Here is a 13,803-nt window from a genome sequence, read left to right on the forward strand (position 1 = left end):
TCGGCGAGAACGTACAATTATTGGCGATACTGTGTACTGGTTTGGCGTTGGAGTCTTCGCGCTAGACTATGCTTAATCTTATCAGTGCGGAAACACCGTGCCGCAAACGCAGAGATGACCAGAGGGGTTTCTGTAGTTTTGGCGTAGATTTTCTGTTATTATCGCCGGCTCGCTGCGGCTCGTGTGCCGCTCACCGATTGGGAACCTAGATATAGATGATCAAACAGCGCACTCTCAAGAACGCAATTCGTGCTACTGGCGTCGGCCTGCATACCGGTAAAAAGGTGATTTTGACCCTGAAACCGGCGCCGGTGAACAGTGGTATCGTTTTCCGTCGGGTCGACCTGGATCCGGTGGTTGAGATTGAAGCACGTGCCGAAAACGTGGGTGACACCCTGCTCTCCACCACTCTGGTGAAGGGCGATGTGCGTGTCGCTACCGTTGAGCACCTGCTTTCCGCAATGGCGGGCCTGGGTATCGACAATGCGATTGTCGAACTGTCTGCCCAAGAAGTGCCGATCATGGACGGTAGTGCCGGTCCTTTCGTATTCCTGATCCAGTCTGCGGGTATTCAGGAGCAGGCTGCTCCGAAGAAGTTCCTGCGGATCAAAAAGCCGGTAACCGTTGAGGAAGGCGACAAGGTCGCGAGCTTCCTGCCATTCAACGGCTTCAAGGTTTCCTTCACTATTGATTTTGACCACCCAGTATTCCAAGGGCGCAATCTGACCTCAGCGGTCGATTTCTCCAGTACTTCTTTCGTCAAGGAAGTGAGCCGTGCGCGTACCTTTGGTTTCATGCATGAGATTGAGTACCTGCGCTCTAAAGGCCTGGTGCAGGGTGGCAGCGTTGATAACGCCATCGTTATTGACCAGTACCGCATCCTGAATGAGGGCGGTCTCCGTTACGAAGATGAATTCGTAAAGCATAAGATTCTCGACGCCATCGGCGACCTGTACCTGTTGGGTACTAGCGTGATTGGTGAGTTCAAGGCGTTCAAATCTGGCCATGCATTGAACAACAAGTCCCTGCGCACCCTGATGGCGCAGGAAGATGCCTGGGAGATGGTGACCTTCGAGGGTGAACAAGAAGAAGCGCCTATCTCTTACGTCAAGCCAATCCTGGCGGTGTAAGAGGCGCGTAACGAGAAAGCCGGCACGAAAATTGCCGGCTTTTTTGTGTGTTGGTGGCAGAAGGTGTCTGCGCCACTACTCTTTTTAAGCCGCCAATACCTGGTACATTGGTCGGCGACTTGCCATTGAGGATGGCCGTGGGGCATAGCAGGATGCGACAGTCCCGGTTACAGCAGAAGTAATACCTTTTGAGGTCAGTGGGTTCTGATCCGTTTAGGTAGCTGCTGGTGACTGAATCATTACAACAACAATTTGTCGCAAACCTTACACGCTTGCTATGAAAGTTATCCTCGTCAACGATCGCGGCGGTGTCTCCCGCAGCTTCAACTTCGGCGGCCTGAGCAAAGCTTTGCTCGGCCTTTGCCTGTTGGGGCTTCCTGTTGGCGCATTTTTCATTGGTGCAAACCTACCTGCTACGGAATCCGACGTATTCGATTCGCGTGCAGTGAAAGCGTGGAACAAGGCCCTGCGCAAGCAGCAGGATCAGATCTCCGATGCAGATCAGCAGGCGCGTGAGCAGCTGACTGCGCTTACCGTGAAGCTCGCGGAGTTACAGGCCCGCCTGACCCGTTTGGACGCGCTCGGTGAGCGCCTGACCACCATTGCAAAGCTGGATGAGGGTGAGTTTCAGTTTGGCGCGACGCCTGCTGTCGGTGGCCCCGAGGATTCGGGTATCGCCGGTTCCAGTGATCTTCCCTACCACCCCCCAGAATTCCTCGAGGTTATCGGCGATCTGTCGGATCAGATTGAAGACCGCCAGATGCAGTTGCAGACCCTCGATAGCCTGATGAGCCGCCAGCAGCTGCAGGATGAGCAGTTTATCGCCGGGCGCCCGATCACCCGTGGCTGGATGTCTTCACGCTATGGCTACCGTACTGACCCTTTCAGTGGTCGCCGCTCCTGGCACAAAGGTGTGGATTTTGCCGGCAAGCGCGGCTCTGATGTGGTTTCTGTGGCTGCCGGTGTGGTGACCTGGGCGGAAGATCGCTATGGCTATGGCCAGTTGGTGGAGATTAACCACGGTAACGGCTATAAAACCCGCTATGGCCACAACAGTGAGATCAAGGTCAAGCTGGGCGATATCGTGAAAAAGGGCCAGGTGATTGCCCTGATGGGTTCCAGCGGCCGCTCCACGGGCCCTCACGTACACTTTGAAGTCTACAAGAACGACCGCCCGGTCGATCCTGCCAGCTACATCCGCCGCACCGGCAGATAACAACTATCCTCTATCATTGCGCAACGGGACCCTTGTAATCCCGTACTGGCGCCCGCAAGTTTACCCCAAACACCGGGCAAGACTGTTGCGGCGTCTGGCGCCTTCCTGTTTACTTGCACCTTTTCCGCGCAGCGACGTCACGAGCGGTCCCGCGGGCATAATCAGCATTAATGTGGTTTCTGAATAATGATTGGCAAACTGATAAAAACAGTCTTCGGGTCAAAAAATGACCGCGAGCTCAAGCGCATGCGCAAGGTCGTTACCAAGATCAATGCGCTGGAAGACGAATATAAGGCGCTGGATGACGCTGCGCTGAAAGCCAAGACGGATGAATTTAGGCAGCGCCTAGCGGATGGCGCAACACTGGATAGCCTGCTGCCGGAAGCGTTTGCTGCCGTGCGTGAAGCCGGTTCCCGTACCCTGGGCATGCGCCACTTCGACGTACAGATGATTGGTGGTATGACCCTGCACGAAGGCCGTATCGCCGAGATGCGCACCGGTGAGGGTAAGACCCTGGTAGCAACCCTGCCGGCGTACCTGAATGCACTGGAAGGCAAGGGTGTACACATTGTTACCGTGAACGACTATCTGGCTGCGCGTGACGCCAACTGGATGCGTCCGGTGTATGAATTCCTGGGTCTGAGCGTGGGTATTGTGGTTTCCCAGCAGCATCCGGCGGAAAAGCAGGCGGCTTACCAGGCGGATATCACCTACGGCACCAACAACGAGTTCGGCTTTGACTACCTGCGCGACAATATGGTGCTGCGCAAGGAAGATCGCACCCAGCGCCCACAGAATTTTGCGATCGTGGATGAGGTCGACTCTATCCTGATCGATGAAGCGCGTACCCCGCTGATCATCTCCGGTGCTGCGGAAGATTCTTCGCAGCTGTACATGGCCATGAACAAGCTGGTACCGCAGCTGGAGCGCGGCGAAGAGGGCGGCGAAGGTCACTACACGGTGGATGAAAAGACCCGCCAGGTGGAGATGACCGAAGACGGCCACCAGCTGATCGAAGACCTGCTTACTCGCGGCGGTCTGCTGAAGGAAGATGAATCCCTGTATGCACCGGGCAATCTCGGCCTGCTGCACCACGTCAATGCCGCGCTGCGCGCGCACGTACTGTTCCACAAAGATGTGGATTACATCGTGCAGAACGGCCAGGTGGTACTGATCGACGAGCACACCGGCCGTACCATGCCGGGCCGTCGCCTGTCCGAGGGCCTGCATCAGGCGCTCGAAGCAAAAGAGAATGTTCAGATTCAGAGTGAGAGCCAGACTCTGGCCTCCACCACCTTTCAGAACCTGTTCCGCTTCTATCCGAAGCTGGCGGGCATGACCGGTACCGCGGATACCGAAGCATTTGAATTCCGTCAGATCTACGGCCTGGATGTGGTGGTTATCCCCACCAACCGCGAGAAGCAGCGTGACGACCTCAATGACCTGGTGTACCTCACCAAAGATGAAAAGCTCGAAGCGATCATCGAGGACATCAAGTACTGTCGCGACAAGAAGGCGCCGATCCTAGTCGGCACCGCGTCCATCGAGACTTCTGAAGAAATGTCGCGCCTGCTGCAAAAGGCCAAGATTGCGCACCAGGTACTGAACGCCAAGTTCCACGAAAAAGAAGCGCAGATCATTGCCCAGGCCGGTCGCCCGGGTACCGTTACCATCGCCACCAATATGGCCGGCCGTGGTACCGATATTGTGCTCGGTGGTAATTGGGAAGCGGAAGTGGAAGAGCTTCAGGAGCGCGAGAAGCGTGAAGCCACCGCGGAAGAGATCGACAAGATCAAAGCGGATTGGGCGTCCCGCCACGAGACCGTGATTGAGGCCGGGGGCCTGCACATTATTGGTACCGAGCGCCACGAGTCCCGTCGTATCGATAACCAGCTGCGTGGCCGTGCGGGTCGACAGGGTGACCCGGGGGTGACCCGTTTCTACCTGTCCCTGGAAGATAATCTGATGCGTATCTTCGCCTCCGACCGGGTGAAGAACTTTATGCAGATGCTGGGCATGGAGCGCGGTGAGGCAATTGAACATCGTATGGTCTCCAATGCCATCGAAAAGGCGCAGCGTCGCGTAGAAGGCCGTAACTTCGATATTCGTAAGCAGCTGCTGGAATATGATGACGTAGCCAACGACCAGCGTCAGGTAATCTACTCCCAGCGCAATGAGCTGCTGGAAGCAGAGAGCATTAGCGAGACCATTACCGCGATCCGCGACGATGTGGTGAATGAGCTGATCTCCATCCATGTGCCGCCGCAGAGTGTGGAAGAGCAGTGGGACATTCCGGCACTGGAGCAGCAACTCGCTGGCGAACTCGGCTTGCAATTGCCGATCAAGCAGTGGCTGGACGAAGACCGCACACTGCATGAAGAAAGCCTGCGGGAAAAGATCATTGAGGAAGCGCAGGGTGTGTACCAGCAGAAGCTGGCACGTATTGCCGAGAGCACCGGCGATGAAAACCTGATGCCGACCATTGAGCGCCAGGTGATGTTGCAGGTGCTGGATCAGCTGTGGAAGGAGCACCTGTCCAGCATGGATCACCTGCGCGCGGGTATTGGTCTGCGCGCTTATGCCAACAAAAACCCCAAACAGGAATTCAAGCGCGAGTCTTTCGAGCTGTTCCAGGCGCTGTTGGAAAACCTCAAACAAGAGGTGATTCGCGTGCTGGCGCATGTTGAGCCGATGACCCGCGAGCAGATGGAAGAGATGGAGCAGCGTCGCCTGGAGGCGCAGCGCCGCCAGCAGTTGGAACTGCAACACGCGCAGGCTTCTGCGATGCCGGAAGGTGAGGAGGCTGCCCCGGCGCAGCCGAATGCGGAGCCGGTACGACGCGGCCCACGTGTAGGTCGCAACGACCCGTGTCCGTGTGGCTCTGGCAAGAAGTACAAGCAGTGCCATGGCAAACTGACTTCTTCCCCCTCATCTTCTTCGTCTTCAACCACTTCCTGAAGTCGGATCTGACTATCTAGATCAGTTTTGTTACTGTCTTATTGAAAGGCCCGCTCTTCCCAGCGGGCCTTTTTCTTTATAATCCGCGCTTAAATCGTGAATGTTCAAGGACGTATCCGTATGGCGCAGCCTCTCCCTTCGATTCCCGGCATCCGTCTTGCCGCCGTTCCCGCCAAGGTCAAAGACTGGCAGCGCGATGACCTCCTGTTGATTGAAATTGCTGAAGGTGCCAGCGTATCCGCCACCTTTACCCAGAATGCGTTTTGCGCGGCCCCGGTGCTGGTGGCAAAAGAGCACATCCGCCAGGGTGGTATTCGCGCGCTGCTGGTTAACGCCGGCAATGCCAATGCGGCGACGGGCGAACAGGGACTGCGGGATGCGAATAGCTGCTGTGCGGGCGTAGCGCAGGCGCTTGGTGTCAGTGCGCAGCAGGTGTTGCCATTTAGTACCGGTGTCATTGGCGAGCATCTGCCGGTACAGAATATTTTGAACGCGATACCTACGGCCGCGGCGCAATTACAGGCAGATGGATGGGGAAGTGCGGCCACGGCGATTATGACCACGGATACCCGCCCGAAAACTGCAAGTCGCTCGGTGGAGATTGCCGGCGAGACCATTTCCATTGTCGGTATCGCCAAAGGCGCCGGCATGATCCAGCCAAATATGGCGACCATGCTCGCCTATGTCGCTACCGACGCACGTATTCCACAGGGTGTACTGGATGCGCTGGTACAGGAAGCAGTCGCCGCGTCGTTTAACCGCATCAGCGTGGATGGGGACACCTCTACAAACGATGCGTGTGTGTTGATCGCCAGTGGTGCCGCCGGTCCGGAAGTTGCGGATACACACAGTGATGTCTATGCACAGCTTAGAGCCGCCATCATTGCCGTGCATATTGAACTGGCCCAGGCCATTGTGAAGGACGGTGAGGGCGCAACCAAGTTCGTTACCGTGCAAGTGAACAACGCCGCCAGTTCGGAAGAGGCGTTGCGTATGGCGTTTGAGATTGGTGAATCGCCGCTGGTGAAAACTGCGCTGTATGCGTCAGACCCCAACTGGGGAAGACTGGTAATGGCGATTGGCAATGCCGGTGCGCAGAATCTGGATACCAGCAAGATCAGTGTGTATCTGGATGATGTGCAAATTGTTGAGGCCGGCGGGCGGTCGTCGAGTTATACCGAGGATGCCGGAAAGAAGGTTTTCGAGCAGGCGGAATTTACAATTTCCGTTGATTTGCAGCGCGGCGACGTAAACGAACATATCTGGACCTGTGACTTTTCTCACGAGTACGTCACCATTAATGCGGAGTACCGCACCTGATGGGCGTCTCCGCAATCAAGCATGTTCATGTGGCAGTCGGGGTGATTCTCGGTGCCGACGGCCGCATTCTTCTGGCCAAGCGCCCGGACCACCTGCACATGGGCGGCCGCTGGGAGTTTCCCGGTGGCAAGGTCGAGAACAATGAATCTATTCAGGCGGCCATGACGCGTGAGCTGAAGGAAGAACTCGATATTGAAGTAAAGGTGATGGAGCCGCTAATCGAGGTCCGGCACGATTACGGGGATAAGCAGGTGTTTCTGGATACCTGGTGTATCACCGAGTTTACTGGCAAGGAGCGTGGCGTTGAGGGACAGGAGCTTGCCTGGGTTCCTGTGAGTGAGCTGCCTGAATATCACTTTCCCGATGCTAATCAGCCTATTGTTGAGGCGGTGTTGGAATACATGCGCGCATCCAGTGAATAAGTCTTATATTCTGTTAGCAGATTAGTTGGCGGATAAGCACCCGGAATCCGTTTTCGAAACCGCTGTGAATATATCCCTGTACGCTGCGTCGGCGACGTCCTTGTCGCCGACGCTTTCGAAAACGGATTCCGGGCGCTTATCCTTCACACCGAACAATATTCGTTTTTTCACATTCGTCTTACGGGCTAATAAAAATCCCCCGCTTGAACAGGAATCGCAACACCAGCCACTGCAGCAGGATCACGCCAGAAGCAATCACTAGGGTCCCCGCGGCTTGCGGCAACGCGGCAGCAATCCCACCAAACACACTTTTACTCGAATACTGCCAGCTCACCAGGCTGGTACCGAGATACACCAGAATGGCGTTGCACCCGATCACCGAGAAAAAATAGGTGAAGGACTTCCAGTGCCACATATCCACAAGCAGATAGAAAAGCCCCAGTAATAGCAGGCAGCAGCCGCAGGTGATCAATACGAAGGAACTTGTCCACAGTTCCTTGTTCACCGGATAAACCCAGTGCCATATAAAGCCCGCTATAAGGCAGGTTGCTGCAGCGACAAATAAGCCTTTCAAAATGGCTTTGTGGTTGCCAGCATGTTTACTCAGCCAGCGACCGGCGAAAACCCCGAACAGCGCATTGGCAATAGCCGGGATGGTAGACAGAACACCTTCCGGGTCGTAAGCGCGGTTCTGGTAGGTAATTCCCGGTAAAAAGTGCTGATCTACCCAAGCATTTACCGAGCCATCGGGCGTGTAATTTCCGGCTGTAGCCTGCAATAGCCAGTAGCCGAGCAGAATGCACGCGGTAATTACGTACTGCGTGCGGATACCGAAGTGCCATACGATCATTGCCGCGAAAAACCAGGCAAAGCCGATGCGTGCCAGCACACTTGCGTAGCGAATTTCGCTGAGGTCGGCGGGGAAACCTGTACCCCAGCCATGGTTGTAAAGAACCCCCAACAGAACAAGTAGCAGCAGGCGCTTGGTCGCCTTGCGATACACGGGGGTCCTTTGACTCATTGGCAGGCCGCGCAACGATTTATTAGCCAGGCCCAGCGTCACCCCGGATAGGAAAATAAACAGCGGAAAAATCAGGTCGTAAAACGTAAAACCATGCCAGGGTGTGTGCTGCATCTGTGCGTGGCCGAACTGGAAAATCGACCAGCCGGTGAGCGCAAATAGCGGAAGGAATAGGACCTCGCCGCCGATAATCCAGAACATGTCGAAGCCGCGCAGGGCGTCCACGGATGCAAGTCGTTGCTTTTTCTTGGCCATAGTTACTGCTATTTGAATGAAATCACGTTTAACGAAATCGAGGATCAGATACTTGTCGCGCCATGATATGGCATTTTGAGAGCCACACTTACGATACCCCGAAACAAAAAAAGCCCCGACTAGAAGTCGGGGCAAAAATAGGAGCAAATCCTGTAAAGGAGTTTCCTATCGGTCACAACGCAGAGAGAATTTTAAAAAACGGTTTGTTACTGCGATCCATCCTGTGAGAGTTGGCCGGCGCTGCGTCGCCGGCCGGGTAATTCCACTTGGTTTATTAACTAGATGTTGCAGACAAACTCCCAGCTGCCATCGGCGGTGCCCGGTACCGACTGGGTCCACCACTTAGCGCGATACACACTGCCGTCGTGAATGATCAGGTCGCCAGCGACCGCGTTGCTGCCTTGCGGCCACTCCGGGTAAGTAACCAGACCATCGGTGCTGATACCTTGGTCACTACAGCTGTCGCTGCCACCGCCGGAGGAGCTTCCACCGGAGGAGCTGCCGCCGGAAGAGCTGCTCGAAGAGCCGCCGCTGGAGATGTCGGCCAGCGGCAGATCCGGGTACTCGAAGGCCAGCGCATAGGCGGTGCCATCAATCGTCGCGGTGTAGGCCTGGGGGCCGGAGACCGGCAGGTAATAGTTGAGCGTCATGTCCCAGCTTTCGCCGTTGGCCAGGTCCTGCCAAGCGGGCAGACTGAAGCGCACACGGTGGAACTCATTTTCCAGTCCGCCTACGTTACCACCAGAGGCATTGGCGCCGTCCTCGATCACTTCCAGACCGGCACCGCTCTGGTCGGTGATGATGTTGGAAGTGGACGTTGGCATATCAAACTCAAACACGGTGCCGCCGGGCAAGGTGCCGCCGGTGTTGTTGGTGATATACATCTTGGGGTTTAGCGGGTAGTTTTGATCGCCGAGCTTGAACTCGGTGACTTCAATGCCGATATCCAGTGCTTCCGTCGGTACCGCACGGTCGGTGCGCAGGTGACGGTAGTCGCTGGCGTTAGCGAACTTGTCGTAGGCCAGAGTGGTGAGGGTATCGCCCATGTAATACTCGCCCTTTGCCGCATCCCAGCTGTAGTCGCCAGCCAGTTCCCAGAACATGATGCCGCCTACACCCTCATCGATGACGTACTGCACTTTGGCGTCCATGGACTCTTCATCTTCGGTAGAGATGAACACGCTCTTGTGTGCATTCCACAGCCAGGGTGCCTCTGACACACTGTCGTAGTTGCGCGCATAGGTACCAACCAGTGCGTCGTCCGGGTCGCCAGCAGGGTTGAGGCCGTACTCGGTGACGTAGCTGCCAAGGATGCCGTTCTCCAGGTTCTTGGCGTGCCACATGGGGTTGGAGCCGGCGCCCATCTCGTTGCCGCTTTCATCCAGGTCATGCCACATGTTGTCGATGCCAATGGCGCCATGGCCGCAGTCTGACGCGCCGCCGGTGCCTTCTGGGCATTCAGACTGAGCCGGCAGTGCCGCCGAGCCGCCGAGTCCATTCGTGCCGCCGGATACGCCCTGCCAGCCGCGGGTATAGTAGGGGATACCCACGTTGATACGCCCTGCCGGCATAGAACCGCGGAAGTATTTAACCGCCCAGTCAATGTTCAGGTAGCCGATGCCACCGTACTGAGAGGTGCTGTAAACACTTGCTGCCGCCAGTTCCGGGTCGTTGCCGTTATCAAACAGTGCCGAGTTGTGGCCAACATATTCATTCCACGCCCCGTGCAGGTCGTAGGTCATGATGTTGACGTAATCCAGATACTGGGTGATTTGCATGGTTTCCATGCCGCGCAGCAGGTACCCGGAAGACGGGGAAGCGATGGTCAGCATGTAGTGGGTGCCGTCCTGCTGGCCTGCCTCGTCGAGTTTCTCCCGCAACACGCGCATCAGCTCAACGTAGGATTCCATCAGCGAACCGCGCAGTGGGTTGGCAATACCGAAGTCCATCGGGTTACCGGCGTCATTCATACTGGTGGGGTATTCGTAGTCGATATCCACACCGTCAAAGCCGTATTCGCGGATAAACGCCACTGAGGAGTTGGCGAAGGCTTCGATACCCTGATGATTGATGCTGCCGTCGGCGTTGGTGGTCATGGTGTAGAAACCACCGTCGTCAACGCGGTCGCCATTTTCATTAAAGTGGCCGCCGGTTTCGGCCCAGCCCCCTACGGAGACCAGGGTCTTCACTTCCGGGTGCTGTTCCTTGAATTTGGACAGCTGGTTGAAGTGACCCTTGTAGGCGTAGTCCGGATCGGTTTCCGCGCCGGCGATACCCGGCCATTCCATGCCGGTGGCGGGATTATCCGGATTGTCGGTGTTGCCAACGGATACGGAGTAATCACTGGCTACATGCGCGAAAGCGTAATTGATGTGGGTGATCTTGCCCCACGGGATGTCTTTTACCAGGTAGCTGGGCTGCCCATTGGCGCCGTTACGCCAGCTGGTGAAGTAACCAATGATACGGCGCGGGTGGTCGGCGCCCATGTCTTCGCGCCCGTCTGCGTCATAGATGTCACAGTAGTTCGGCGCAGTGCCCGGGGTGGTGTAGAGACCGTCCGGGCGGCAAGGGTGCTCACCAATCACGACTTGCTCGTCGGCAACCGAGATGCCGGACTCGGCGCTTGCGGTTTGGCCATCGTTGTCGGTCGCCATGGCGGAAAGCGTGTGATCACCGAGGGTGGCGGTCCACTGGGCGCTATAAGGCGCGCTGGTGTCGGTGCTGAGCAGGCTGCCGTCCACATAGAACGCGACCTGAGTCACGCTGCCGTCCGCATCGGATGCGCTGGCGGTAATATTCAGTGCGTCACCAGTGGTGTGGCTGGAGCCGTTGGATGGTGCAGTGATGCTTACTTGCGGTGGGACCGGGCCAACCACGACTTCCTCTTCCACAGTGATGGCAACCGCCGCGGTTGTCGTACTGAGGTCGTCGTTATCGGTGATACGCGCGCTCAGGCTTGGAGTGCCCGCGGCTGCAGTCCAGGTAGTTTGCCAGGGGGCGGCGGTGTCGGTGGCAACCAGTGCACCATCGACAAAGAATTCAACGGCGGTTACCTGGCCGTCAGCGTCGGAGGCTGAGACACTAAAGACAACGCTGTCATTTTCGGTAAAAGTCGCACCGGCGGTGGGGGCGGAAATAGAGCCCTGGGGTGGCGTCAACGGCGGCGGAGTGCTATCGCCACAGGAGCCCAGAAGGGTCCATTCCTGATAGGGGCCAGAAAACTGTTCTGGGTCCTGGTTCTGGGTCCACCAGTTCGCCTGGTAGGCATTGTCGTTATGCTGGACCTGGGCGCCACCATTGTAGGAGGGCCCTGCTTCCCAGACCGGGAGAGAGGTGCAGTCCACAGCGGCATAGCTGTGTCCGGCAGAGAGCATGGCAGCGGTCATCAGACCGAGCCTGAGCGGATTGCTGATCATATATTGTTCACCTTGCGGCAGATTATTTTTATAAGAATTCGACGCTAGAACTTCGGCGTCATGAAATGACATCGCTGTCAAAATAGCAATCGGGGTTTGTGGAGGCAACTGCCGACATTCACAAAATTGTCACAACTGTGAATTTTTGCGCCAGTTTTTTGATCGTTGTGCGGGGAATTGGAAGTAAGTCACACTGGCACCCCATTGGCGCAGTGTGCATTCAGGCTTAAGTATGGTGCGAAAGGATGGCGCTGGATACGGCAAAAAATTGTCTGCGTTACATATCCCACAGTGAGTTGGTCGCCATGGATAAGGTAATGCGCTCCTTGTCCTGAATGTGCTTCAGGTTCTCGAATACCTCTTTGACTTCCACTGATTCGATGGAGCCGTAGACGGCGTGATACAGCTCGGAAAAGTAGCGGTCTACTTCCTGACCCAGCTTGTTAATTTCGTCGATGGAGGGTTTGTCGCTCAGGTAGAGTTTCTGAACCAGCTCGCCGGCAGATTCTTCGTGGGTGTACTGCAGCCAGGTCTGCATGACCTTCTGTTCTGCAACGGCACCGTAGTTCTTTAAGTTATTGGCCATGCGCAGTTCGTGCTCATGGAGGTGCTTTAGCAGTAATTGCGTGCGGTTATCCTGGGCATTTTCCAGTAGTTGTTGGTAAACACCGGCCATATCCAGGTGGAATTTCTGGGCGTCCTTGAGTACTTCGTGGGCCTGTTTGAACGTCTTCATCTGCGCGCCTTCTCATTGATGGATGTCTTTATGGTTTTCGTCGATGGGCTTTGGGTTCAAAAAGGAAGTTTTGCCTTCTCCTTATGGTTATAGTGCAAATCTGGCGGCGTTCAAGTCGTCATCGAATATCGTTGCGCATACAAAAAAGGCGATCCAAGTGGATCGCCTTTTCGTTGTTTACGCCGCCGCAGGAGCGAGGTGGAATTGTTCCATCATAATCTGCAGGCGTTTGCGCTGCATCTTCAGGCTGTATTCCAGCTCTTTAACACGGGTGCGGATGGCGGCGTTTTCCCACTTTTCCACCAGCCGCTCGCGGGCATTTTCGTAGCGCTGCTGCTGTAGCTCCTTCCACTCGGCAAGCGATTCGGAGAAATCTTGTGCTTCGCGTTCAAGCAGCTGCTTCCAGCCGTCTTTGTGCTTGGAGTTTTCCAGCTTTTGCTCTGCGCGTTTGAATTGCATGGTGAGCATCGCACGCTGGATGCGCATGGCCGGTACGGTTTTCAGGTTGCGCGCCAGACCAAACCAACTTGCAGTCTTGATCAGCCACTTGGTGGGATCCCACTGGTACCAGCGGATGCCATTGCGGTAATCGGTCTGAAAAATGTGATGGTAGTTGTGATAACCCTCACCAAAGGTGAAAAACGCCAGCAAGTCGTTGTCGCGAGCGGTATTTTCATCGGTGTAAGGGCGGCGGCCCCAGATGTGCGCAAGGGAATTGATAAAGAAGGTAGTGTGGTGGTTGACCACAATGCGCAAAATGCCCGCCAGCAGTAACATGCCAAGTACATCGCCGGTGAGCAGGCCCAGGGCCAGGGGCACGCCGACATTCATGGCGATGGTGATGGCGATGTAATTATTGTGCTGCCACATAACGATCTTGTCGCGCTGCAGGTCTTTCGCGTTATCAAAATCCACTTCACCACTGGGGTATTCCCGCAGCATCCAGCCGATGTGGGAGAACCAGAATCCGCGCTTGGCAGAATAAGGGTCCTGCTCGTTGTCGTCGCAGTGGCGGTGGTGGCGACGGTGGCCAGAACACCAGATCAGCGCGCTATTCTGGAGCGCGGCGGCACCGAACAGCGCATAAAACAGGCGCAGTGCCCAGTGAGCTTCATAGGTGCGATGCGACCAGAGGCGGTGGTAGCCTGCGGTGATGGAGAAGCCGCAAAAGGCACCCAGTACAGCGAATGCCAACCATTGATACCAGTGGAACCCGACCATGAAACCGTAAAGCGGCACCAGGGTCACAGCCGCCAGCCCGGTACTGGCGAAGAGTATCGTCGTGAGCCAGATACGGGGGGCTTCGGGAACTGCTTTCATATTTTTACA

Annotated in this window: 9 protein-coding genes; 5 read left to right on the plus strand and 4 right to left on the minus strand. The window is 56.1% G+C overall.

Annotated features, from left to right (window positions below; genetic code table 11):
• The first annotated feature begins 215 nt into the window (after nucleotides 1-215).
• The 5 genes from lpxC to mutT all read left to right on the plus strand — a co-directional run bounded on the left by lpxC (nucleotide 216) and on the right by mutT (nucleotide 7,046).
• Nucleotides 216-1,130, plus strand: coding sequence for a UDP-3-O-acyl-N-acetylglucosamine deacetylase (gene lpxC, locus LCM31_RS13890; RefSeq protein WP_010132544.1), 915 nt, complete (start codon nucleotides 216-218; stop codon nucleotides 1,128-1,130).
• A gap of 277 nt (nucleotides 1,131-1,407) precedes the next feature.
• Nucleotides 1,408-2,346, plus strand: a complete 939-nt coding sequence (locus LCM31_RS13895; protein WP_224871037.1) for a M23 family metallopeptidase — start codon at nucleotides 1,408-1,410, stop codon at nucleotides 2,344-2,346.
• Between the two features lie 186 nt (nucleotides 2,347-2,532).
• Nucleotides 2,533-5,304 (plus strand): preprotein translocase subunit SecA, encoded by a 2,772-nt coding sequence (gene secA / locus LCM31_RS13900; RefSeq protein ID WP_224871039.1) that lies wholly within the window; start codon nucleotides 2,533-2,535, stop codon nucleotides 5,302-5,304.
• Between the two features lie 120 nt (nucleotides 5,305-5,424).
• On the plus strand, nucleotides 5,425-6,624 hold the full coding sequence (argJ, locus tag LCM31_RS13905) for a bifunctional glutamate N-acetyltransferase/amino-acid acetyltransferase ArgJ (protein ID WP_224871041.1): 1,200 nt from the start codon (nucleotides 5,425-5,427) through the stop codon (nucleotides 6,622-6,624).
• Nucleotides 6,624-7,046, plus strand: coding sequence for an 8-oxo-dGTP diphosphatase MutT (gene mutT, locus LCM31_RS13910; protein WP_224871043.1), 423 nt, complete (start codon nucleotides 6,624-6,626; stop codon nucleotides 7,044-7,046). Before argJ ends, mutT begins: the two co-directional genes overlap by 1 nt.
• 178 nt (nucleotides 7,047-7,224) lie before the next feature.
• On the opposite strand, the gene nagX is transcribed toward mutT, so the two are convergent.
• From nagX to LCM31_RS13930, 4 genes are all read right to left on the minus strand, one after another.
• A complete protein-coding gene (gene nagX / locus LCM31_RS13915) occupies nucleotides 7,225-8,322 on the minus strand; it encodes a transmembrane glucosamine N-acetyltransferase NagX (protein ID WP_224871045.1) in 1,098 nt (365 codons plus the stop codon).
• Nucleotides 8,323-8,600: 278 nt separating this feature from the next.
• Nucleotides 8,601-11,738, minus strand: a complete 3,138-nt coding sequence (locus LCM31_RS13920; RefSeq protein ID WP_224871047.1) for a chitinase C-terminal domain-containing protein — start codon at nucleotides 11,736-11,738, stop codon at nucleotides 8,601-8,603.
• A gap of 277 nt (nucleotides 11,739-12,015) precedes the next feature.
• Entirely contained in the window at nucleotides 12,016-12,474 is a 459-nt protein-coding gene (locus LCM31_RS13925) for a hypothetical protein (protein WP_222231944.1), read from the minus strand.
• 177 nt (nucleotides 12,475-12,651) lie between these two features.
• Nucleotides 12,652-13,794: an acyl-CoA desaturase gene (locus LCM31_RS13930; RefSeq protein WP_224871049.1), complete on the minus strand. Its 1,143-nt coding sequence runs from the start codon at nucleotides 13,792-13,794 to the stop codon at nucleotides 12,652-12,654.
• Nucleotides 13,795-13,803 lie beyond the last annotated feature (9 nt).

Origin of the sequence: Microbulbifer agarilyticus, from assembly GCF_020171345.1 — a bacterium.
Lineage (GTDB): Bacteria > Pseudomonadota > Gammaproteobacteria > Pseudomonadales > Cellvibrionaceae > Microbulbifer > Microbulbifer agarilyticus_D.

Excerpts from the sequence above, each read along its gene's own strand:
- lpxC (WP_010132544.1), top strand. The coding sequence starts at position 216 with ATGATCAAACAGCGCACTCTCAAGAACGCAATTCGTGCTACTGGCGTC.
- LCM31_RS13895 (WP_224871037.1), top strand. The coding sequence starts at position 1,408 with ATGAAAGTTATCCTCGTCAACGATCGCGGCGGTGTCTCCCGCAGCTTC.
- secA (WP_224871039.1), top strand. The coding sequence starts at position 2,533 with ATGATTGGCAAACTGATAAAAACAGTCTTCGGGTCAAAAAATGACCGC.
- argJ (WP_224871041.1), top strand. The coding sequence starts at position 5,425 with ATGGCGCAGCCTCTCCCTTCGATTCCCGGCATCCGTCTTGCCGCCGTT.
- mutT (WP_224871043.1), top strand. The coding sequence starts at position 6,624 with ATGGGCGTCTCCGCAATCAAGCATGTTCATGTGGCAGTCGGGGTGATT.
- nagX (WP_224871045.1), bottom strand. The coding sequence starts at position 8,322 with ATGGCCAAGAAAAAGCAACGACTTGCATCCGTGGACGCCCTGCGCGGC.
- LCM31_RS13920 (WP_224871047.1), bottom strand. The coding sequence starts at position 11,738 with ATGATCAGCAATCCGCTCAGGCTCGGTCTGATGACCGCTGCCATGCTC.
- LCM31_RS13925 (WP_222231944.1), bottom strand. The coding sequence starts at position 12,474 with ATGAAGACGTTCAAACAGGCCCACGAAGTACTCAAGGACGCCCAGAAA.
- LCM31_RS13930 (WP_224871049.1), bottom strand. The coding sequence starts at position 13,794 with ATGAAAGCAGTTCCCGAAGCCCCCCGTATCTGGCTCACGACGATACTC.